The sequence below is a fragment of the Brenneria sp. g21c3 genome (genome assembly GCF_040240345.1).
GTDB lineage: Bacteria > Pseudomonadota > Gammaproteobacteria > Enterobacterales > Enterobacteriaceae > Brenneria.
The window spans coordinates 1-22,730 of sequence record NZ_JBEIAB010000020.1; the positions used below are offsets into that span (position 1 = coordinate 1).

The following is a 22,730-nucleotide window of genomic DNA, read 5'->3' on the forward strand; positions in this document are numbered from 1 at the left end:
AGTAACTGTTCATTCGTAATGAATTTACTGCTAGTCACTCTTCAAGACTTTTTTATATCGTCAGCCGATAGGTCTTGTGAGTGCCCACACAGATTGTCTGATTAAATTGTTAAAGAGCAGTGCCACGATATCCCGTGGCGCGGGCCGCATATATTATGCAATTCCGCTGTGAAGTCAAGTGATTATTGCCTGACTTCTTACTGTCGTCACAACCGCGTAATCGCCGTTGCCGTGTCAGTGGGAGCGCATTATAGGGACTTCCCGCCGGCTTACAAGCGCTAAATGCAAAAAAATCATCAAGCGCTTATTATTTACCCATAAGGCTATTAAAGCGGTAGTTTTTCCAGCGATGCAAAGCCATAACGCTGTAATACCGGCCAAAGCGTAGCCACTTTAGGCGTGATCGCCAGACAATAAACCAGATTCTTTTCCGCTGAAACCGGCGCCTGCTCAAGATTGGCGATCAGCCACGCCGTTCTTCTGGCAATGGCCGACCCCGAATCCACCAAACGAGTACCGTTTGGCAACGCTAAATGCAGCTCCTCCGACAATAACGGAAAATGCGTACATCCGAGTACGACGGTATCTGGCGGTTCCGGCAGTCGTAGCCACGGGCGCAAGATTTTTTGCAGGTCTTTCGTGGCGATACTGTTTCCCTGAAGTTTGGCTTCCGCCAACTCTACCAATTCAGCAGATCCCAACGACAATATCCGGCAGTCATTGGCAAAGCGGGCGATAAGCTCATGCGTATAGGGCCGCTGTACGGTCGCGCGCGTGGCCAACAAGCCGACAACTCCATTACGCGTCAGCTTGGCGGCAGGCTTAACCGCAGGCACAACGCCGACCACCGGAAAAGCGAAACGCTCGCGCAAAGCGGGAAGAGAGATGGTGCTGGCGGTATTGCAGGCAATCACCACCAGCGCCAGCCGGTGACGTTGCTGAATCGCCGTAACAACGTTAAGGACGCGATCGATAATAAACTGCTGCGGCTTTTCGCCATAAGGAAATGCTTCATTATCGAAAGCATAGATATAGTGCAGATCCGGCAATAGCTGCCGGATCTCATCATAAACAGACAACCCGCCTACGCCGGAATCAAACACCAGCACGGTAGGTCGGGCTGGCAGGTCAGAAGGTATAGCTTCCGGTGAGATAGTATTCTCGCCCTGCCGTACGGTAGCCATATGCCGTCTCGTAATCTTTATCAAACAGGTTGGCGATTCTACCACGAACGGTTAACTGCGGGGTGACGGGATATGAAGCGGCGAGATCGACCGTGCTGTAGCTGGGCAGACGGCTATTGCCCGTGTCGAACCGTTTGCCGCTATATTGGTAAATCATATCAACATCGACATCATAAACATTCCATCCAAGCTGATACTTAGCTTTCTGTTTGGCTCGCCGCACCAGCACCTCGTTGGTTTTGGCGTTGCGCGGGTCAAGGTATTCCAGCGTTAATTCATGTTCCAGTGGCCCAGTGACAAAAGTCCCCGTCCATTCAACGCCTTTGATTTTTGCTTTACCAATATTGTAATAACTGTTGTTTGAAAAATTAATCAGGTTATCAATTTCATTACGATATGCAGATAACCGCCAGGAAAGCGGCCCCGTTAATCCCTCAATGCCGCCCTCCCACTGCTGTGATTCTTCAGGTTTCAAGTCAGCATTTCCTGAATAATAAGTAGAGGCGGCATAAAGCTGTCCCAGAGTGGGCGCCTTGAAGGCCGTCGCATAGGATCCGATCAAACGATAACCATCAATAAACTCCCAGCCAGCGCTGGCTTGCCAGGTCGTATGCCATCCAAACTGCGAGTTGTTATCGCTACGGACTGCGCCTTCTACAATGACAGACTTAATCTGCTGTTGAGACGTTAAGTAAAGGCCCGTATTGCGTATATCCTTGCTTTGAGAAATAGAGGCGGTGCCGGGCTCAATCGATTGCTTCATCCAGTCGACGCCGGTACTGAGATTTCCCGTTCCGACAGCAAACGTATTTCCCCACTGCACGTTGTACTGATCGGAATCATCCAGCGTGGCTGACGCCGAATACGGCCCATAGGCGGGGTCATAATTATAATCTTTGCTTCGACTGTAACTGGCGGTTAGCTGCGAGGCGTAAATCCCTTCATGAAAACGCAGGCCGGTGTAATAACTACGACCATAAACTTGACGCGTATCCGCAACCACGCCTGGGTGACTCCAGTCACTATAACCATCGTAGTCGCTACGATTGTCAAAGCCGTATACGCGGGCGAAGCCGCCCAGTTGCTCACTAAATTGGTGAGCAATATCCAGCCAGAGCGATTTACTCATAAAACCATCGGTATCTGGCTGGCGAGCGGTGGAGCCCGACGGCAAGCCGGCAACCACATCGAAACCTTTGGTATAGGTGTAATTGCCTGCTGCCGTAATGACCGTGTTCTGCCCCAGCGTCTGTTGCGTCGCGCCGTCATAAGATTGATATCCATGGGATCCTATGCCGGCGGAAATCGTCGAGCCTGCCTTATCACGGCTTGTGATGATATTGATGACGCCGCCGATGGCGTCTGAGCCATAAACTGCGGAGCGCGCTCCACGGATATATTCAACGCGCTGCACAAGGGAAATGGGGATCTGGTTCAGATCTGAAGTACCGGATACGCCTGCTTGATTAAGACGGACGCCGTCAATCAACACCAGTACATGGCTTGAATTGGTTCCGCGGATAAAGGTTGAACTTGACTGCCCTATGCCCCCATTTTGCACAATATCCACGCCCGGCAACCGACGCATGGCTTCTAATACATTTTTCGCCTGCCAACGGTCGATATCATCACGGGTAACGATATCGATGGGGGCGAGAACGGAGGAAACGGGTTGAGGGAACCGGCTCGCCGTAACGACCAGCTCATCGGTATTCTTTTGCGGTGAAGCACTGTCTTGCGCCCAGGCGGAAAAAGCTGTGACAGGGAGCGCTGCCAGCAGCAAGGTTTTATTAAACATGAGTCGAGCATCCAAAATCATATATCAGGATGCCGCATTACCACGATAAATAGCACGCGATCGTGGTTACTGCGACGTATACCGGCAGGTCTTCGGGCTTGGGGCCGTCGCTACGTCTCTGACGGTTGGTCACAACCATTCGTAGCAACACAGAGCGATGACTTCCCATCTTTAACAAGACAGTGTCTGCATCATGCTATCGCTCGGACTTCCCTTACCGCTGCGCGTCAGCTCCAGATTCACACTGGATTCCCTTTTAACTTGTAATAAAAGGCCGAATTTTCATGCTACGATCGCGCTATCCGGAGGTCTAGTCTCTTATTTCATTACAGAGTAATAACATTACGAAACTGGACTTCCCAGCCGGATCGCCTGGATTTTCCGGCTAACAAAGCCCTTTTTGATGCCATTCAGATGAGAAAACCATGACGCCAGAGAACCTGCCCGTTGAACAATACGACAACCAACTAGCACAGAAAACAGAACGTCTTAGCAACATGATGGCATCATTCAATGCGCCAAAACCCGCGGTATTTCGTTCTCCCGCCAGCCACTATCGCATGCGCGCCGAGTTTCGCGTCTGGCATGACGACGACGACCTTTACCACATCATGTTTGATCAACAGACCAAGCAGCGTATTCGCGTCGATAGCTTTCCGGCCGCCAGTGAGTTAATAAACCAACTGATGCCAGTGCTGATTGCCGCCCTGCGCCCCAACCCCGTTTTGCGGCGCAAATTGTTCCAGATTGACTACCTTTCCACACTGAGCGGCGAGATAGTGGTTTCCCTGTTGTATCACCGGGCATTGGATGATGAATGGCGACAGCATGCCATTACGCTGCGGGACGCATTGCGCGCGCAGGGTTTCCAGATCCAACTGATTGGCCGGGCGACCAAAACCAAGATTTGCCTGGATCGGGATTATGTTGACGAGCGTCTGCCCATCGCCGGCCGCGAGATGATTTATCGGCAGGTGGAAAACAGCTTCACCCAACCCAACGCCACCATGAACATTCAGATGCTGGAATGGGCGCTGGACGCAACGCAAGATGCAACCGGGGATTTGCTGGAGCTGTACTGCGGCAATGGGAATTTTTCGCTGGCGCTGGCGCGCAATTTTGACCGCGTGCTGGCGACCGAAATCGCCAAGCCGTCCGTCGCGGCCGCGCAATATAATATTGCCGCCAATCACATTGATAACGTGCAGATTATTCGCATGTCGGCGGAAGAGTTCACCCAGGCCATGAACGGCGTTCGTCAGTTTAAGCGATTACAAGGCATTGAGTTAACGGATTATCGCTGCGAAACCATTTTCGTCGATCCGCCGCGTAGCGGGCTGGATCCGGAAACGCTTAACATGGTGCAGGCTTATCCGCGCATTCTTTACATTTCCTGCAACCCGGAAACGTTGTGCCATAACCTGCAAACGCTGACGAAAACCCATCGCATAAGCCGACTGGCGCTGTTCGACCAGTTTCCTTACACCCACCACATGGAATGCGGCGTACTGTTGGAGAAACAGCCGTAAGCGCATGCTCCGGCAGGCTTAACCGCCTGCCTGCGTCTCATACTTCCGAGGTATCGCCCTCATTGGCCGATGCCCGGGATTTCAGCTTGAAGCCAATCCACAACACCAGCGCCACGCAAAGAATCGAAGGAATGAAATTTGAGCCAATGGCAGGGTATTCAACCCGAACGATGGCGCTGTAAAGCAACAATCCCAGCAGGAAGCTGGCGGCCACCAGCAACGGCGCGCTTTCAGACATGCTGTGGTTCATATAACGCTGATGCAGGCAATATATGGATAACACCAGCGCAATCAGAGGAAATATCGAAAACGGAACCAGTGCGCTGAATAACGCCGAAAATGAACCGTTAACGGATAAACCTGCGACCAACGCCAAAATCAGCGTTCCTTTTTGTCGATAATGATACTGGGATTGTTCTGTCATAGCTTTTCTCTTCTCGTGCCTGTGATTTACGACGTGCTTGCTCCACTATCCTGTTCTCTCCGGTACCAGTAATAAGCGCCTTTGGAAATCATGCGCAGTTGCAATACCAGCCGCTCTTCCAGTTGCTTGCGCTGTTCCAGACCGACATCCAACGCTTCCGCGCCGGCGCTGAAAACAATAGTGACCATCGCTTCCGACTGCGCCTCCGCAAAGCTGCGTGGAATATGATTTTCGACCTCCAGATAGTCGGCCAGTTCAGCAATGAAATGCTGAATCTCACGCGCGACAGCCGCACGAAACGCGGCGGAAGTCCCTGAACGTTCACGCAATAACAGTCGAAAGGCATTAGGGTTGTTGCCGATGAATTCCATAAAGGTCGAGACAGACGTTTTGATCACGCTGCCGCTTTTGGCAATCCGCTGGCGCGCCTGGCGCATCAACTGACGCAACATCAGCCCGCTTTCATCGACCATCGTCAGCCCAAGTTCGTCCACATCACGAAAGTGGCGATAGAAAGACGTCGGCGCGATACCGGCCTCACGCGCGACCTCACGCAAACTCAGGCTGGCAAAGCTGCGCTCCGCGCTCAATTGGCTGAATGCCGCCTCAATGAGGGAACGACGCGTCCGTTCTTTTTGTTGTGCTCTGACACCCATTATCCTGCCCAAATCATCCGTTTCCTTGCCAAAAAATCACTATAGCAAACTTTATTGTCAGCATACTGAGACAAAGTTTGTCATATTAAAAATGTGATCATAGGTTTCCATCACCAACATAAGAATTATTGGGTTCCGCCCCGGCGGATGTTACAATCACGTTATTGTTTTGTATAGAACAGGTTACCCTACAATGACCATACCAAAACAGTTCGATTATGACGCCATCGTTATCGGTTCCGGCCCCGGCGGTGAAGGCGCCGCCATGGGATTAGCCAAACAAGGGGCGAAAATTGCGGTGATTGAGCGGCATTACAATGTCGGCGGCGGTTGCACCCATTGGGGAACCATCCCCTCGAAGGCGCTTCGCCATGCCGTCAGCCGTATTATCGAGTTTAACCAGAACCCGCTCTACAGCGACAACGCGCGCATCATCAGCTCTTCTTTCTCCGATATTCTGCGCCACGCCGACAGCGTTATCGGCCAGCAAACCCAAATGCGCCAGGGTTTTTATGAACGTAACCAATGCGCTCTGCTCTCTGGCGAAGCCCGTTTTATTGATGAACATACCCTTGCCGTTCACTATCCGGACAACACTCACGACACGCTGACGGCGGCCAATATCATCATCGCCACAGGCTCTCGGCCCTATCGCCCCGGCGAAGTCGATTTCAGCCACTCCCGGATCTACGACAGCGATTCCATTTTGCAGCTCGACCACGAACCACGGCACGTCATTATTTATGGCGCGGGCGTGATTGGTTGTGAATACGCGTCGATCTTTCGCGGCCTCAACGTCAAGGTCGATCTCATAAACACCCGCGATCGCCTGCTGGCCTTCCTCGATCAGGAGATGTCGGACGCGCTCTCTTACCACTTCTGGAACAATGGCGTGGTGATCCGTCATAACGAAGAGTTCGACAGTATTGAAGGGGTGGAGGATGGCGTTATCGTTAATCTCAAGTCCGGCAAAAAAATGAAGGCGGATTGCCTGCTGTACGCCAACGGACGCACCGGCAACACGGAAACGCTCGGTTTGGAAAATATCGGCCTAAGCACCGACAGTCGCGGGCAGATAAAAGTCAACAGCCTGTACCAGACCGGACTGGCGCATATTTACGCCGTCGGCGACGTCATCGGTTATCCCAGTCTGGCCTCCGCCGCCTACGACCAGGGGCGTCTTGCCGCGCAGGCGATCGTCAAAGGGGATGCCGCCGCCCATCTGATTGAGGATATTCCCACTGGGATTTACACCATTCCTGAAATCAGTTCCGTGGGGAAAACCGAACAGCAGCTCACGGCGATGAAGGTTCCCTATGAGGTAGGCCGCGCGCAGTTCAAACATCTGGCGCGCGCGCAGATTGTCGGTATGAACGTGGGCAGTCTGAAGATCCTATTCCACCGCGAAACGAAACAGATACTGGGGATTCATTGTTTCGGCGAGCGGGCGGCGGAGATTATTCATATCGGCCAGGCGATTATGGAACAAAAGGGTGAAGGCAATACTATCGAATACTTCGTTAATACCACCTTCAATTACCCGACCATGGCGGAAGCCTATCGGGTTGCGGCGCTGAATGGACTAAACCGCCTGTTTTGACGCGTTTTCCATGTAGCCCTGCATATGCTCGCGGATGGTGTCGGCCAGTTGCTCATAGCGTCCGCGCAGCGGCGAGCCGGGGCGATAGACCAGCGCAATGGTGCGTTTCGGCTCGGGTTTATGACACGGCAAATAGCACACGCCATCCCGTTCGCGTTCATGAGGCACCGCCAGCGACGGCAACAGCGTAATGCCGCTGCCCGCCGCCACCATATTTCGCAGCGTTTCCAGACTGGTGGCGCGGAAATGCGTATCTTCGTCCGCGCCGGCCTGGAAACAGAATCCCATCGCCTGATCGCGCAGACAATGCCCATCTTCCAGCATCAGTAATTTTTCGCCGGCCAGGTCGGCCATCGCCACGCGTTCCCGGTTTGCCCAGGGGTGATCCTGATAAATCGCCAGTTTCATCGGTTCATCGAACAAAGGCACTTCAATAAAGGCTTCAGACTCCTTCACCAGAGCCAGGATAGCGCAATCGAGCTTACCGCTGTCCAACTGGGCCAGAAGCTGATGGGTTTGCGCCTCATGCAGGTACATTTCAAGTTTGGGGAATGTGCGGTGCAGCATCGGAATGATCTGCGGCAACAGGTAGGGGCCGACGGTCGGGATCAAGCCGATATGCAACGGCCCTGACATCGTTTCACCCTGCTGACTGGCCATCTCTTTCAATACTTTAACTTCGCGTAATACCGTGCGCGCCTGTTCAACCAGCAATAAACCCGCCTGGGTAAACAATACTTTTCTACTGGTCCTTTCCAGCAACATCACGCCCAACTCATCCTCCAGCTTACGGATTTGTCCGCTGAGCGTCGGCTGACTAACGTGGCAAGAGTCTGCGGCACGCCGAAAATGACGATGTTCTGCTAGCGCCACCAGATACTCTAAATCCCGAATATTCATTTATTATTCTCCTTATCATGATAGCAATTAACGATAGAAAGATTAGCAACAGATGGTTTTCCCTATCAATATTCAAATGAATCATGCTTTCCATCGAAGCGTATCAGTTTATTTTTACCCAGATAACACCACACTTTTACTCTTAATCAGTCGGCTTGATGCCGCCCAGCCGGAAAGGTAAGCAAAATCCACAGATGACTTCCCCATACGCGCAAGGACGACCAACGAATTGGGGTTACGACAAACGCGTTGTTCAATGATAAAACGGCCATTACTTTTTCTTCACCAGAGGCTTTTAGCGGCCAGATCCTCCGGCCATCTGCCACGCTATAACGAGTTAGCGGGCGTATTCAAGCAATTTGGCACTAATCGCATTTTGTGTACTGCTATTAACGACACATTTAAGGCGGATGTTTAAGGAATTTTTTATAACAAGGAAAATATCGCAATTAACCACAATAAAAGAGGATAATTAAATAATTGTTGGGAAATATCGGTGTATAAAACTGAATGGCATCATTTTTTAAGAATAAGAAAACAAACCGCCGCAAAGATTTTTGCAGAGAGATAACCACAAAAAAACCCTGCGCCGGCAGGGTTTTAAAGTTAATAACGACGTTTTGCACATTTCCAACGTTTTGTCGCAGCATCTCTTCGTTCAGCCGACCGCCGGGCGTACCCCCAGCGTATGGCAAATCGCATAGCTCAATTCGGCGCGATTGAGGGTGTAAAAATGAAAATCCTTTACGCCTTCGCGGCTCAGAATTTTCACCATATCCATGGCAATAGACGCCCCGACCATTTTGCGGGTTTCAGGGTCGTTATCCAGCCCCTCAAACATCGACGTCATCCAGTTCGGTACGCGTACATTGGTCATAGTGGCGAAACGCTGTAGCTGCTTGAAGTTGGAAACCGGCAGAATTCCGGGTACGATCTCAACATCAATACCGGTGGACACGCAGCGATCGCGGAAGCGAAGATAGCTCTCCACATCAAAAAAGAACTGGGTGATCGCCCGATTGGCGCCGGCGTCAATCTTACGCTTCAGATTAATCAGGTCCGCCTGAGCGCTTTTGGCTTCGGGATGAACTTCCGGATAGGCGGCGACGGAAATATCAAAATCACCCACGTCTTTCAGCAACGCGACCAGATCGGCGGCATACATTTCCGGTTTGCCGCCGCCAGGGGGCAAATCACCACGCAATGCCACAATGTGGCGAATACCGCTTTGCCAGTAATCCTGCGCGATCTCGCGTAAATGTTCATGAGAGGCGTCGATGCAGGTAAGGTGCGGCGCCGCTTCCAACCCGGTGCGTTCTTTAATGGTTTTGATGATGCTATGGGTTCGGTCGCGTTCACCCGAATTGGCGCCGTAGGTCACGGAAACAAACTTCGGCTTAAGGCTGCTCAGCCGGTCAATGGAGTTCCAGAGCGTTTCTTCCATCTCGCTGGTGCGCGGAGGGAAAAATTCAAATGACACATTAATCTGTCCCTGCAATTCCGCCAGACTCTGATTCAGCGCTTCCCGCTGATTTGCGTGAAAAAAACTCATACCTGCCTATCCTATTAACCAGTGCTATTGTTATCGTTCTCATAACCGTCTATACGTTTAGACGTCTATATAAAAAATGACGCAATCCACCCAAAGAGTCAATCTTTTTACCCGCCAGCATGCTGATGATTATTCATCGTATATGAAAAAAGCTCATCATCGTCGATGAACGGCGTATGCGCTGATGGAAACCGACTTGCAAGGCAGAGCGGACGAAAACAGATGAACGCGGAGCAATGTGAAGCTGAGTAACGCAAGCTATCGTGTGCGCCGACAACTGCGCGCACGATTTGCCAAAACGACGGTTAAGAATCGCTATTTTTCGATCAAAGCAGCTGCGCCAGGCGGTTCAAATCCGACTGAATCGCGCCGGCTGTGACATCCCGTCCGGCGCCCGGACCACGGATCACCAATGAGTTATCCCGATACCAGCGGCTTTCAATCGAAAACACATTGTCGCCCGGCAACAGGGAAGCCAGCGGATGATCGGGCCTGACCGCCTCGACGCCAACGCGAGCCTTGCCATTGGCGTCAAAGCGCGCGACATGGCGCAGAACCATGCCCATCTCCTGAGCCGCCTCCAGCCGCTGCAACATCTGCTCGTTCAGCGATTCCCCATTCTCAAAGAACTGATCGACGGAACCTTCCTCGCAACCCGCCGGCACCAGCGATTCAACCCGTACCTGACTGGGCTCAATCTCATATCCCGCCTCACGCGCCAGGATCACCAGCTTACGCATCACATCCTGCCCCGAGAGGTCAACGCGCGGATCCGGCTCCGTCAGTCCCTGCTGACAAGCCTGATCCACCAGATCCATAAAAGGCACTGAACCATCGAATTGCAGAAACAGCCACGACAGCGTTCCCGAAAAAATACCGCTGATCGCCAGAATGCTGTCGCCGCTTTCCCTCAGGTCGCGCACGGCGAAGTTCACCGGCAACCCCGCCCCGACCGTGGCGTTGTATAGCCAATGACGATCGGTTTTGGCAAAAGCGTCGCGAATCTGACGGTAATTATTACCGCCGGACGCCCCTGCCAGCTTGTTCGCGCTGATCACATGAAAACCGTAGCTGGCGAAATCGAGATACAAATCCGCCACGGATTCGCTGGCCGTCACATCCAGTACGACTAAATCATCATAGGGGTGCGCGCGCATCCACAGAAACAGGTCTTCGCCATCACGCTCCTGCGCTTCACTGTCGAAAAACGCCAACACCCGGCTGACGTCCAGTCCGTCATAGTTCAGCAAGCTTCGGGTACTGTCCACCACGCCGGCGAGTACAAACTCAAACCCGGTACGGGCGGAAAGGTGCGACTGTTCGCGGGCGAACAGCTCCAGCCAGCGAGAACCGATGTTTCCCTTGCCGAACAGCACCAGACCGATGCGTTTTTCCGCGCGGAACAACGAGTGATGCAGCCCGCGAACCAGATGTTCCGTCGGCCCGACGCGCAGCACCGCCACCAGGCTGATGCCGTCTTCCGATTGCCAGATAAACTCTGTCGGCTGATCTTTCAACTGTTGGTAAAAACGGTGGCTATGCAAAGGATTATTGCAAACGCCGGCCCCCACCATCGCCACCAGCGCCAGACCGTCACGCTGGGTCAGCTGTGCCGATAACCCGGCCTGACTCAGTCGTTGCCAGGCGCTGTCGACCACTTCCGTGGTGTAACACAGTTGCAGTAGGTTACGGTCGTGATGAATTCCCGTCGCCAGCGGTTTAATCTGCGAACGATTCAGTAACTGCTCGACGTCTTTTTGCATCTGTGGGAAATCCTGTCCCGCGGCCGCCTGAATTTCAATCAGACAAACATCGTCATGGCTGGTGACGATTTTGGCGCCGGTACCCGACGCCAGTACGCGTTCAATACGCGTAGAACCTTGCTCGGGCTGGTAGCTGCAACGCAGTTGCAAATCAATATCGCTGCCGGATACCGGTTGCAATGTCCGGGTATGCAGCACTGGCGCAGCCAGGCGCGCCAGTTCGCTGGCTTCATCCAGCCGCAGCAGCGGCAGCAGGCAGGCATCTTTGACTTTACGCGGATCCGCGCTGTAAACCCCGGCGACATCGCTCCAGATGGTCACCCGCTCAACGCCCGCCAGCGCGCCGATTTGGGTGGCGGAATAGTCGCTGCCGTTGCGCCCCAGCAACACCGATTCCCCCGCTTCGTTGCGGCAGATAAACCCGGTAACCACCAGACGTTGTCCGCTATGTTGTTCCAGGCGCTGTTGCAGCAGCGGTCTGGAGCGCGCCTCGTCCACCTGGGGCTGCGCGGCGCGCTCGGCGCGCAGAAAATCACGCGCATCCAGCCAGGAAGAGTGAATATCCATCTGGTTAAGCAGCGCGGCCATCAGACGCGCCGACCAAATTTCGCCGTAGCCGACGACTTCGGCATACACGGCATCGCTGATCTTACCGTCCAGCAGCCCGGCCAAACGCTCCAGATCGCGTATAAACAGGCTGGTCAGCGGATCCGCCGCTTCAGGAGGTAATAATCCGGCGATCAGCTCGCTCTGATAACGGCGCAACGCCTGCTGAACCTGATGCGCGGAAAGACGATCGTTTTGGCTCAGCTTTAACCAACTGATGAGCTGGTTGGTGGTGCCGCCGGCGGCGGAAACCACCATTAAATCGCCCGGCTGGCTGTGTTCGGCCATAATACCGGCGACGCGCTGGTAACACTTCACATCGGCCAGGCTGCTGCCGCCGAATTTGTGCAGTTGCCGGCCGGTTACTGTTTCCGCTACTCCTGATGCACTCATGCTTACCCCTTCGCTGCGGCCTGAAATGCACGCGCCAGATCGGCGACCAGATCGTCGCCGTCCTCAATCCCGGTTGATATACGTAACAATGTTTCTGAAATCCCGGCGGCGGCGCGCGCTTCCGGCGCCATTCCCGCGTGCGTCATCGTCGCCGCGTGGGAAATCAGGCTTTCCACCCCGCCCAGCGACTCCGCCAGCGTAAACAGCTCCAGCGATGCCAGGAAGCGGCGCAGGGTATCTTCGTCGCCGTCCAGCTCAAAGCTCAGCATCGCGCCAAAACCGGTTTGCTGGCGACGGGCAATCTCGTGACCGGGATTTTGCGGCAACGAAGGATGATATAATTTTTTCACCAGCGGCTGTTGCTGTAAATACTCAACCAGCTGTAAGGCATTGCGTTGCGCCGCGGCCATGCGCGGCCCCAGCGTACGCAGACCGCGCAGCAGCAGATAGCTGTCAAACGCGCCGCCGGTTACGCCGATATTGTTCGCCCACCAGGCCAGTTCGGTAGCGGTTTCCGCATCGCGGGCGATCACCGCCCCGGCGACCACATCGGAATGGCCGTTCAGGTATTTGGTGCAGGAGTGCAGCACCAAATCCGCGCCCAGCGCCAGCGGCTGCTGTAAGGCAGGGCTCAGGAAAGTGTTGTCCACCACGCTGACGGCGCCCGCTTCACGCACCGCCTGACAGATCGCGGCGATATCCACCACGCGCAGCAAAGGATTGCTCGGGCTTTCCACCAACACCAGTTTCGGCTTCTCTTCCAGCGCCGTCTTCAGCGCGGCTTCATCGCCCTGATCGACAAACTTGACGCGAAACGCGCCGCGTTTGCTTAAGCTGTCGAACAGACGATAGCTGCCGCCATAGCAATCATGCGGCGCGACCAGCAGGTCGCCGGGGCGCAGAAAGACCGTACACACCAGCATAATGGCCGACATGCCGCTGCTGGTCATCACCGCGTCCGCGCCGCCTTCCAGTTCGGCCAGCGCGCGCTGAACCACATCGCGGCTTGGATTACCCCGGCGGGAGTAGTCGTGCGCCCTTGGCTGATTGAATCCGGTAAAGTTATACGTGCTGGAAAGATGAATAGGGGGGACAACGCAGCCGTATTGCTCGTCATTATTTAACCCGCTGCGAACTGCGATGGTAGCCTGTTTACGCGTCATCTGCTCTTTTCCTGGCTGGAAGCTGAAAGTAGGGAATAAAGAGTAAACCCAGTTGACTTGGACGTCAATACATCTAGACTTCTAAACTTCTTTGCGTATAGATTGAGCATAAGCATAATAACCGCTAGAATCGTGCTATTTCATGACAGATTGCTGTCTTCTTACGACTATTTTTAAGGTATCCCATGGCTGAGTGGAACGGCGAGTATGTCAGCCCCTACGCTGAACACGGAAAAAAGAGCGAACAGGTTAAGAAAATTACTGTTTCTATTCCTCTTAAGGTATTGAAAATATTAACCGATGAGCGAACCCGCCGTCAGGTTAACAATCTGCGTCACGCAACCAACAGCGAGCTGCTGTGCGAAGCCTTTTTGCACGCGTTCACCGGCCAGCCGCTGCCAAACGATGAAGATTTACGCAAAGAGCGCAGTGATGAAATTCCCGAAGCCGCCAAAATCATCATGCGCGAGATGGGGATCGATCCTGATACGTGGGACTACTGAATCCACGTTCTTTTCACAAGATTAGCTGGCAACGGTTTAACCGCCGTTCCAGCCTAGTGTTTGACATATCGCCAGCCTATCTCCGCCGCCAAATCCAACATCGCCCGCGACATCAGGCCATTTCTGATATAGCGCCGATATTCATGGCAGGGTTCGCGCTTGTAAGCAGCGTCGCCGATGCGCTTTTTCCAGGAAAAACCGTGTGAAATGGTGCCTGGATCAAGAAGCTACGCGTTAGTTTTGATAATAATTCCCGCTGACCAGTTAGTAATGACGATACTGCATTGGTATGTTATAACATAACGATATTATTTTACGGTAGCACCACGCAATGACTCTCTCTATTCAAGACCGCAATGTGCTGTTGCAGCTTAAGAATGTGACGGTAGCGGGTGCGTATCATCCCCCCCGGCTCAACGATATTTCACTCTCCATCCACCGCGGTGAATGCCTGGCGCTTATCGGCCCCAACGGCAGCGGCAAGTCGACGCTGTTGCGCACGCTGACCAGCGAACTGACTCCCGAAACGGGAAACGTTTATCTTAACGGTAAAGCGCTTCACGCGTTCAGCCGTCAGGAACGCGCCAAACGCATCGCCATTCTGGCGCAAAACGACACGCCGGATTTACGCCTGCGGGTTGAGGAGTATGTCGCGCTAGGCCGTCTTCCTCATCATGGCGACGGCGCGCCGGAACAGCATCATCACATTATTGAGCAATCCCTGACGGATACCGGTCTGATCTCCCTGCGCCGTCGTCCGCTGGGTACCTTATCCGGCGGCGAACGGCAGCGCGCGTATCTGGCGCGCGCGTTCGCCCAGACGCCTCAATTGCTGCTGCTGGATGAGCCGACCAACCACCTCGATCCGTTAGCCCGCGCCCAACTGCTTTCGCTGGTGCGCAGCCGGGGGATCGCCACCGTGGCCGTACTGCACGATCTGCCGCTGGTCGCGCCTTTCGCCGACCGGGTGGCCGTACTCCAGCAGGGCGAACTGGTGCGTTGGGGTACGCCGGAACACGCCCTGGCGGCAGACTGTATTCGCCGCGTTTTTGGTATGGAAAGTTTTACCGTTACCCACCCGGTGACCGGATCGCCGTTACGTATTTTTGAAGCACCGAAAACCATCTGATCACGACTCCAGAGGAATCATAATGAAAAAAAACAGGTTATTGGGATTACTGGCGCTAGCGTCCTTCTGGACGCAGGCTTCCGGTTTTCCGGTCACCGTGGACAGCTGCGGCCAGCCGTTGACGTTTACCCAGGCGCCGCAACGCGCGGTGATCCATGACCTCAATATGGCGGAAATGGCGTTCGCCCTAGACCTGCAAAAGAATATCGTCGGCCTGACCGGCATTACCGGCTGGTACAAGGCGCCCCCCGAATTTACCCGACGGCAGGGGAAGATCCCTGAACTGGCGGCGAAATATCCAACGCTGGAAAACCTGCTGGCGGCGCAGCCGGATTTCTTTTTTGCCGGCTGGAATTACGGAATGAAAGTCGGCGGCGAAGTCACGCCGCAAACGCTGAAAAAATACGATATTCAAACGCTGGTGCTGAGCGAAAGCTGTGTGTTCACCACGCAAAACCGTCCGCGCTCCAGCATGGACCTGCTTTATGGCGACATGCTGAAGTTAGGTCAGGTGTTTGGTAAACAGGAACAGGCGCAGACGCTGGTCGACGACTGGAAAAAGCAGGTTGCCGACCTCCAGGCGCAAATCGGTCAGCGGCCCAGACTGAAGGTGTTCCTGTATGACTCCGGCGAGGATAAACCCTTCACCAGCGGCAAATTCGCCATCCCGACCGCCATGATTGAAGCGGCGGGCGGCAAAAATGTGATGGACGGCATGGAAACCAGTTGGGCGACCACCTCATGGGAAAGCGTGGCCGCCGCCGAACCGGATTTTATCATTCTGCTGGATTACCAAACCGGCAGCGGCGCATCGGCGCTACGGCAGTTCCTGGAATCGCATCCGCTGATGAAATATACCCCGGCGGTACAAAATCATCGCTACCTGAAACTGCAATACGCGGAGCTTACGCCGGGACCGGCCAATATCGCGGCGATCGTCAAACTGGCGCATGCCATGTATCCGGACGCCTTTAAGTGATACCCGTCGGATCGCGCTATGCGTTAACGCTATTCTGCGCCCTGCTGTTGCTGGCGGGACTGATGCTGTTCAGCATCGCCGCCGGCAGCACGGCGATTCCGCTATCGCAGGTATTGGCGGCGCTGGGGCTCTCCTCAGGCGAGGTCTCCCCGATGATTTCACGCATCATACTGGAGCTGCGCGTTCCCCGCAGCCTGCTGGCGGCGCTGACCGGCGCCGGGCTGGCGATGGTCGGCGCGTTTTTACAAACGGTCTCTCGCAACGATCTGGCCGACCCCTTTCTGTTCGGCCTGTCCGCGGGGGCTTCCGCCGGCGCGGTGGCCGTCATTACCCGTTTTGGCGAACGTCTGGGGGATTGGGCGCTGCCGACAGCGGCGTTCAGCGGCGGGATCCTGTCGGCCATCGCCGTTATCGCGCTGTTTTTACTGCAACAGGCGCGCGGCGCGGAACGCCTGATTATCTGCGGACTGGCGATTTCATTCCTGTTCGGCGCGCTGACCAACTATCTGGTGTTTTCCGGCGATCAGCGGGCGGCCAGCTCCATCCTCTTTTGGTCACTTGGCGGGCTGGGTCTGGCCCGTTGGGACAACCTGCCTTTTGCCCTGGTCAGCGTGTTGCTGTTGTTTGCTCTGACGATTTTGCGCTGGCGCTCGCTTGATGGCCTGCTGGCCGGCGGACAAACCGCGGCTTCCCTGGGCATCAACACCGCTCGCCTGCGCATCGAAGTGTTTATCTGCTGCGCTTTCGCCACCTCGCTGCTGGTGGCGCTTACCGGCGTGATTGGATTTGTCGGGCTCATGGTGCCGCATCTGGCGCGGCCGCTGAGCGGCGTGCTCCACCGTCGGCTATTACCGCTAACGGCCATTCTGGGGGCGATGTTGATGTGCGGCGGCGACGTACTCAGCCGTCGATTGCTAGCGCCGCAAGAGTTGCCTATCGGGATCATTACCGCGGGCCTCGGCGGCGTTTTTGTGCTGGGGTTACTGCTTAAACGTCAGTAGAGGTTTAAGAAACAACAAAGGCACCCGAAGGTGCCTTTGTTACTGCCGAGCGGGCAAAACTTATTTTTTCGCGCCCGGTACGCTGAAACGCTTGTTGAAGCGCTCAACACGACCACCGGTATCAACGACACGCTGTTTGCCCGTGTAGAACGGGTGGCAAGCGCTGCAAACGTCCAGGTTCAGGTCGTGGCCCACGGTAGAATGGGTTTTGATAACATTACCGCAAGAGCAAGTTGCAGTAACTTCAACATAATTCGGGTGAATACCTTGTTTCATGGGAAACCTCTGTTAAGGCCGTGTCGCTATCCAGCCCTGTTCCGCCAGACACCACACGAAAGTTGAGTTAAGAAGTTGAGTCAATCAACCATTATACAACGCAGTATAATGGCGGCGAATCATACAGAAACTCACCACCCGATGCAATCGCAGCAACACATTATCATGCGCAACATGTACACTAGCGCCTTGCCGTAATTCACGCCTATGCCGCGGTTGGTTAAAATCGCCATATTCTGAACCCAGTCGGAGAGGTCATGTCTGTCGCTCAGGTCGCATTCCCCGTGCCATTGGCACGTACATTCGATTATATCCTGCCTGCGGGCGTCGAACCCCAGGCCGGCGTGCGGGTCAGCGTGCCGTTCGGCAACCGCAAGGCCATCGGCCTGATTGCCGCCATCAGCGAATCCAGCGAATTGCCCGTCGAACAGCTCAAACCGATACACGCCATACTGGACGATCGGCCGCTATTCCCGCCCAGCCTGTGGCGCATTTTAATCTGGGCGGTGGACTATTATCACTATCCGATCGGGGAGGTGTTGTTCCATGCCCTGCCGATATTGCTGCGTCAGGGGAAACCCGCGCACCGGGCGCCGCTTTGGCAATGGTTCGCCACCGAACAGGGTAAAGCCACGCCGTTGGACTCGCTGAAGCGCGCGCCCAAACAGCAACAGGCGCTGGCCGCCTTGCTTCAGGCGCCGCTTTATCGCCATCAGGTCGGCGAAACCGGACTGACGGAAACCGCATTGCAAGCGCTGCGTAAAAAAGGACTGTGCGATTTAAAGGCCGCCGAGCAAGCCGTTCGCGACTGGCGCAAGGATTTCAGCGTGTCGGGCGACCGGCTACGGCTCAACACCGAACAGGCGACCGCCGTCGGGGCTATCCGCAGTGAAGATCAACATTTCTCCGCCTGGCTGCTGGCGGGGATCACCGGCTCCGGGAAAACCGAGGTTTACCTCAGCGTACTGGAAAACGTATTGGCCGAGGGGAAACAGGCGTTGGTGCTGGTGCCTGAGATTGGTCTGACGCCGCAGACCATCGCCCGCTTCCGTGAACGCTTCAATGCGCCGGTCGACGTGCTGCATTCCGGTTTAAACGACAGCGAACGGCTCGCCGTCTGGCTCCGCGCCCGCAGCGGCGAAGCGGCGATCGTCATCGGCACCCGCTCGGCGCTGTTCACGCCATTTGCGCGGCTGGGCCTGATCGTCATTGATGAAGAACACGACGGTTCTTACAAGCAGCAGGACGGCTGGCGCTATCATGCGCGCGATCTGGCGGTCTTTCGCGCCAGAGAAGAAGATATCCCGATCGTGATGGGGACGGCGACGCCGGCGCTGGAAACGCTCTATAACGTCCAGATTGGTAAATATCGGCAGTTGACGCTCAGCAAACGGCCGGGCAACGCCCGCTTAGCCAGCCAGCACATTCTGGATTTAAAGGGGCAACCGCTTACCGCCGGACTGTCTCAACCGTTAATTAGCCGTATCCGCCGCCATCTGGCGCAGGATAATCAGGTCATTTTATTCCTCAACCGACGCGGCTTCGCCCCGGTGGTGATGTGTCACGAATGCGGTTGGATCGCCGAGTGTCCGCGCTGCGACCATTATTACACGCTGCATCAGCAGCAGCACATTCTGAGCTGCCATCATTGCGACAGCCATCGCCCGGTGCCGGATCAATGCCCGCAATGCGGATCGACCAATCTGCTGCCGGTCGGCATGGGAACCGAGCGACTGGAACAGGTGCTGACGCCGATATTCCCGGACATACCGATTACGCGCATTGACCGCGATACCACCAGCCGCAAAGGCGCGCTCGAACAGCAGCTTTCGCAGGTAAGGCAAGGCGGCGCCCGTATTCTGATCGGCACGCAAATGCTGGCCAAAGGCCACCACTTTCCCAACGTGACGCTGGTGGCGCTGCTGGATGTCGACAGTTCGCTGTTTTCCGCCGATTTTCGCGCCGCCGAGCGTTTCGCCCAACTCTACACCCAGGTGTCAGGGCGCGCCGGACGCGCGGGCAAGGCGGGCGAAGTGGTGTTGCAGACGCATCATCCCGAACACCCGTTGCTGCAAATCCTGCTGCAACAAGGCTATGACGCCTTCGCCAGCCAGACGTTGAAAGAGAGAAAGAGCGTTTTTCTGCCGCCCTATACCAATCACATTTTATTTCGCGCCGACGATCATGATAATCAGCAGGCGGCGTTATTTCTGCAACAGCTCAAAAATCTGTTGGAGAGCAGTCCGTTGCGGGACGAATCGCTCTGGTTGCTGGGTCCGGTGCCGGCGCTACAGCCTAAACGGGCGGGACGTTTTCGCTGGCAGTTGCTGCTGCAACATCCCTCTCGGGCTTTATTGCAACGGTTGGTCAGAAGTTCGATACCGCTAATCGGCACGCTGCCGCAAGCGCGCAAAGTGAAGTGGGTATTGGATGTCGATCCAACCGACAGTTAACGCGTTCGGCGCGTCGCTATTGCGAAACGCGTCCAGAAACCGACATCAATCACACTTGTTATGCAAATTAAGCAGCAAAATTTGCGCGCAATCTGTTAAGACTACGCGCGAAAAGCAGTATTCTGAAGGACGGCGTTAAACAAACCGAATAATACCCATGAATGCTGTCATTGATAATGACAGTCTGTAACCACAGTCTGAAGGCTGATAGCGCTGCCGCTCGACAGCGCCAGTTCAGGCTGACGCAAGGAGAATAGCGTTGGAGCAGAAGAAAGGCATCACCACAGCAACGATGAAAGACGTGGCGGATAAGGCCGGCGTATCGACGGCCACCGTATCCCGCGCGTTGATGAATCCGGAAAAAGTGTCCGCGACAACACGACAAAAAATCGAACAGGCGGTCATTGCTGTAGGATACTCGCACCACGCCTCGGCCCGAAGCCTGAAACGCAATGAGTCACGAACCATCCTGGCTATTGTTCCCGATATCTGCGATCCCTTCTTTGCCGATATTTTCCGGGGGATCGAAGAAGCCGCGGCTGAACATGGATACCTGGTGCTGATTGGCGATTGCGCTCATCAGCATCAGAAAAAGAAAACGTTTGTCGATTTAATTATTACCAAACAGATCGACGGCATGCTGCTGCTTGGCTCAAATCTGCCGTTTGACGCGAGCAAAGAAGAGCAGCGAAATCTGCCGGCGATGGTGATGATCAATGAGTTCGCGCCGGAACTGGAATTACCGACCGTCCATATTGATAATCTGACGGCGTCCTTTGAGGCCGTCCACTATTTGCAACAGTTAGGCCATCAGCGTATCGCCTGCATTGCCGGCCCCGAGCATATGCACCTGAGCCAATATCGTCTACAGGGTTATATTCAGGCGCTGCGCCGCAGTGGCGTCGCCGTCGATAACCAATATATTATTCGGGGCGACTTTACCTATGAAACCGGGGTCAATGGTCTGATCGCCCTGATGAAACACCCTTCCCCTCCCAGCGCCATTTTCTGCCATAGCGATATCATGGCGATCGGCGTGCTTTCACAGGCAAAAAAAATGGGGTTGGATATACCGCGCGATATCTCAATAGTCGGTTTTGATGATATCTTGCAGGCTCAGTACTGTTCGCCATCATTAACCACCGTGGCGCAGCCGCGTTACCAGCTCGGACACGAAGCGATGTTGCTGCTATTAGAGCAACTGCACGGGCATCGGGTACACAGCGGCTCCCGACTGCTGGCCAGCGAATTGGTCATACGGGAAAGCACGGCGGCGCTAAATTATTCCCGCAACCGGCTTTAAGACTTCAGGAGCTGGTCAAATATTTTAGTGTTCAGTAACATGGCATCCTAATTAATTTATTCAATTCACAGCGAAACGACAGTGGCACAAAGAGACTACGTCAGCCGGGGGCGTTCCAATACGCGTCGGAAAAAGACAAACAGCCGGAGAAAAAGCAACGCGTCAGGCATGTCCAAAACCATGATAGCGCTGGCTGTCGCTGTTTTGGTCACCTTTGCGGGCGGACTCTACTTCATCGCCCACAACAAACCGGCGGAATCGCCGGTATTGCCACATCAGAATACAGGCAAAGGCAACGGCTTGCCGCCCAAGCCGGAAGAACGCTGGCGCTATATCAAGGAACTGGAAAACCGTCAGTTGGGCGTATCTGCCCCCACGGAACCGTCCTCCGGCGGCGGGATCCAGTCGCCGGCGCAGTTGACCGATGAACAACGCCAGTTGCTGGAGCAGATGCAGTCCGACATGCGTCGCCAGCCGACGCAACTCTCTGAAGTACCCTATAACGATCAAACGCAGATACCGCGTTCGCAGGTCACCATCAAGCCGCCGGAACAAACCAGGACAATCACGCCGCCGCCGGCGACCCGGACGCCGGTCGCCGTCGCGCCAAAACCCGAGACGCCGAAGCAGGAAGCGGTGAAGCAGCCTGAACCCGCGAAAGAAAAACCGCAGCGCTGGATGGTGCAGTGCGGGTCATTCAAAAGTATGGATCCGGCCGAATCGGTCAGGGCGCAGTTGGCGTTTGCCGGTATCGAAAGCCGGATTACCTCCAATGGCGGATGGAACCGGATCATCCTCGGCCCCTATAATAATCGGGCGGCCGCCGACAAAATGCTACAGCGTCTCAAGGAGATAGGGACATCCAGTTGCATTCCGCTCGCCAGCGGGGGTTGAAAAACGCCACGTCATCCCCATCTATAAAATCAAGTATGCCCCGCGGTCAGCGGGGGTCTTTTTATTCGGTAACGGGGACTGACTCGTGACAACAATTGTAAGTGTACGCCGCAACGGCCACGTGGTCATCGGCGGTGATGGACAGGCGACGCTGGGAAATACCGTCATGAAAGGCAATGTGCGTAAAGTACGCCGCCTGTATAACGATCGCGTTATTGCCGGTTTCGCCGGCGGTACGGCAGATGCCTTTACCCTGTTCGAACTCTTTGAACGCAAGCTGGAATTGCATCAGGGGCATTTAGTGAAGGCCGCGGTAGAGCTGGCGAAAGACTGGCGTACGGACCGGATGCTGCGCCGCCTGGAAGCCTTGCTTGCCGTAGCGGATGAAAACGCATCATTAATTATTACCGGCAACGGCGATGTCGTTCAGCCGGAAAATGATTTGATCGCGATAGGCTCCGGGGGTCCCTATGCACAGGCGGCCGCTCGCGCTTTGCTGGAAAATACCGAACTCAGCGCGCGGGAGATTGTCGAGAAATCGTTAGGTATTGCTGGCGATATCTGCATCTATACCAACCAATTCCACACGATTGAAGAATTAGCCTCAAAGGCGTAAGGATCAAC

19 protein-coding genes, 1 pseudogene and 1 riboswitch are annotated in these 22,730 nt (G+C 54.9%); of the genes and pseudogenes, 11 read left to right on the top strand and 9 right to left on the bottom strand.

What is annotated here, in order from left to right; genetic code table 11:
* Nucleotides 1-326: 326 nt before the first annotated feature.
* Together murI and btuB are read right to left on the bottom strand one after the other, a co-directional pair.
* Nucleotides 327-1,184, bottom strand: coding sequence for a glutamate racemase (murI, locus tag ABRZ28_RS20650; RefSeq protein ID WP_330521392.1), 858 nt, complete (start codon nucleotides 1,182-1,184; stop codon nucleotides 327-329).
* The gene (gene btuB / locus ABRZ28_RS20655) at nucleotides 1,129-2,982 is read right to left on the bottom strand and encodes a TonB-dependent vitamin B12 receptor BtuB (RefSeq protein WP_330521393.1); all 1,854 of its coding nucleotides are present in this window, start codon (nucleotides 2,980-2,982) and stop codon (nucleotides 1,129-1,131) included. Before btuB ends, murI begins: the two co-directional genes overlap by 56 nt.
* Before the next feature lie 66 nt (nucleotides 2,983-3,048).
* Nucleotides 3,049-3,277, bottom strand: a riboswitch (cobalamin riboswitch).
* 130 nt (nucleotides 3,278-3,407) lie between these two features.
* On the opposite strand from btuB, the gene trmA reads away from it, so the two are divergent.
* Entirely contained in the window at nucleotides 3,408-4,511 is a 1,104-nt protein-coding gene (gene trmA, locus ABRZ28_RS20660) for a tRNA (uridine(54)-C5)-methyltransferase TrmA (protein ID WP_330521394.1), read from the top strand.
* 37 nt (nucleotides 4,512-4,548) lie between these two features.
* Here the strand turns inward: trmA and ABRZ28_RS20665 are convergent, their stop codons facing one another.
* Entirely contained in the window at nucleotides 4,549-4,935 is a 387-nt protein-coding gene (locus tag ABRZ28_RS20665) for a YijD family membrane protein (RefSeq protein WP_330521395.1), read from the bottom strand.
* 26 nt (nucleotides 4,936-4,961) lie between these two features.
* Entirely contained in the window at nucleotides 4,962-5,591 is a 630-nt protein-coding gene (gene fabR, locus ABRZ28_RS20670) for an HTH-type transcriptional repressor FabR (protein WP_330521396.1), read from the bottom strand.
* Between the two features lie 199 nt (nucleotides 5,592-5,790).
* Between fabR and sthA the strand changes: the two genes are divergently transcribed.
* Nucleotides 5,791-7,191, top strand: coding sequence for a Si-specific NAD(P)(+) transhydrogenase (sthA, locus tag ABRZ28_RS20675; RefSeq protein WP_330521430.1), 1,401 nt, complete (start codon nucleotides 5,791-5,793; stop codon nucleotides 7,189-7,191).
* Here the strand turns inward: sthA and oxyR are convergent.
* Nucleotides 7,174-8,091, bottom strand: a complete 918-nt coding sequence (gene oxyR / locus ABRZ28_RS20680) for a DNA-binding transcriptional regulator OxyR (protein ID WP_319606070.1) — start codon at nucleotides 8,089-8,091, stop codon at nucleotides 7,174-7,176. The two genes, sthA and oxyR, sit on opposite strands and share 18 nt — an antisense overlap.
* Nucleotides 8,092-8,249: 158 nt before the next feature.
* Between oxyR and ABRZ28_RS20685 the strand changes: the two are divergent.
* Nucleotides 8,250-8,494: pseudogene (locus tag ABRZ28_RS20685) on the top strand (glutathione peroxidase); the annotation flags it as partial.
* Nucleotides 8,495-8,749: 255 nt separating this feature from the next.
* Here the strand turns inward: ABRZ28_RS20685 and metF are convergent.
* The 3 genes from metF to metB form a co-directional block, all read right to left on the bottom strand.
* Nucleotides 8,750-9,643, bottom strand: a complete 894-nt coding sequence (gene metF / locus ABRZ28_RS20690; protein WP_319606071.1) for a methylenetetrahydrofolate reductase — start codon at nucleotides 9,641-9,643, stop codon at nucleotides 8,750-8,752.
* Nucleotides 9,644-9,969: 326 nt separating this feature from the next.
* Nucleotides 9,970-12,405, bottom strand: coding sequence for a bifunctional aspartate kinase/homoserine dehydrogenase II (locus ABRZ28_RS20695; RefSeq protein ID WP_330521397.1), 2,436 nt, complete (start codon nucleotides 12,403-12,405; stop codon nucleotides 9,970-9,972).
* Between the two features lie 2 nt (nucleotides 12,406-12,407).
* Nucleotides 12,408-13,568, bottom strand: coding sequence for a cystathionine gamma-synthase (gene metB / locus ABRZ28_RS20700; RefSeq protein ID WP_330521398.1), 1,161 nt, complete (start codon nucleotides 13,566-13,568; stop codon nucleotides 12,408-12,410).
* Between the two features lie 185 nt (nucleotides 13,569-13,753).
* Here metB and metJ point away from each other — a divergent pair, with 185 nt between their 5' ends.
* The 4 genes from metJ to ABRZ28_RS20720 all read left to right on the top strand — a co-directional run bounded on the left by metJ (nucleotide 13,754) and on the right by ABRZ28_RS20720 (nucleotide 17,180).
* Nucleotides 13,754-14,071, top strand: coding sequence for a met regulon transcriptional regulator MetJ (gene metJ, locus ABRZ28_RS20705; protein ID WP_319606074.1), 318 nt, complete (start codon nucleotides 13,754-13,756; stop codon nucleotides 14,069-14,071).
* A 331-nt stretch (nucleotides 14,072-14,402) separates the two neighbouring features.
* Nucleotides 14,403-15,200: an ABC transporter ATP-binding protein gene (locus ABRZ28_RS20710; RefSeq protein WP_330521399.1), complete on the top strand. Its 798-nt coding sequence runs from the start codon at nucleotides 14,403-14,405 to the stop codon at nucleotides 15,198-15,200.
* A gap of 22 nt (nucleotides 15,201-15,222) precedes the next feature.
* Nucleotides 15,223-16,179 carry an ABC transporter substrate-binding protein gene (locus tag ABRZ28_RS20715; RefSeq protein WP_330521401.1) on the top strand — a complete coding sequence of 319 codons (957 nt, stop codon included), beginning with the start codon at nucleotides 15,223-15,225 and terminating at the stop codon, nucleotides 16,177-16,179.
* Nucleotides 16,176-17,180 (top strand): FecCD family ABC transporter permease, encoded by a 1,005-nt coding sequence (locus ABRZ28_RS20720; RefSeq protein WP_319606077.1) that lies wholly within the window; start codon nucleotides 16,176-16,178, stop codon nucleotides 17,178-17,180. The genes ABRZ28_RS20715 and ABRZ28_RS20720 overlap by 4 nt, the downstream gene beginning before the upstream one ends.
* A gap of 60 nt (nucleotides 17,181-17,240) precedes the next feature.
* Here ABRZ28_RS20720 and rpmE read toward each other — a convergent pair whose 3' ends face one another.
* Nucleotides 17,241-17,456: a 50S ribosomal protein L31 gene (gene rpmE, locus ABRZ28_RS20725; RefSeq protein WP_048636604.1), complete on the bottom strand. Its 216-nt coding sequence runs from the start codon at nucleotides 17,454-17,456 to the stop codon at nucleotides 17,241-17,243.
* A gap of 257 nt (nucleotides 17,457-17,713) precedes the next feature.
* Between rpmE and priA the strand changes: the two genes are divergently transcribed.
* From priA to hslV, 4 genes are all read left to right on the top strand, one after another.
* The gene (gene priA / locus ABRZ28_RS20730) at nucleotides 17,714-19,909 is read left to right on the top strand and encodes a primosomal protein N' (protein WP_330521402.1); all 2,196 of its coding nucleotides are present in this window, start codon (nucleotides 17,714-17,716) and stop codon (nucleotides 19,907-19,909) included.
* 259 nt (nucleotides 19,910-20,168) lie between these two features.
* Complete coding sequence (gene cytR, locus ABRZ28_RS20735; protein ID WP_319606079.1) at nucleotides 20,169-21,212, top strand: DNA-binding transcriptional regulator CytR; 1,044 nt, start codon at nucleotides 20,169-20,171, stop codon at nucleotides 21,210-21,212.
* Nucleotides 21,213-21,293: 81 nt separating this feature from the next.
* The gene (gene ftsN, locus ABRZ28_RS20740) at nucleotides 21,294-22,106 is read left to right on the top strand and encodes a cell division protein FtsN (RefSeq protein ID WP_319606080.1); all 813 of its coding nucleotides are present in this window, start codon (nucleotides 21,294-21,296) and stop codon (nucleotides 22,104-22,106) included.
* 85 nt (nucleotides 22,107-22,191) lie between these two features.
* A complete protein-coding gene (gene hslV, locus ABRZ28_RS20745) occupies nucleotides 22,192-22,722 on the top strand; it encodes an ATP-dependent protease subunit HslV (protein WP_319606081.1) in 531 nt (176 codons plus the stop codon).
* Nucleotides 22,723-22,730 lie beyond the last annotated feature (8 nt).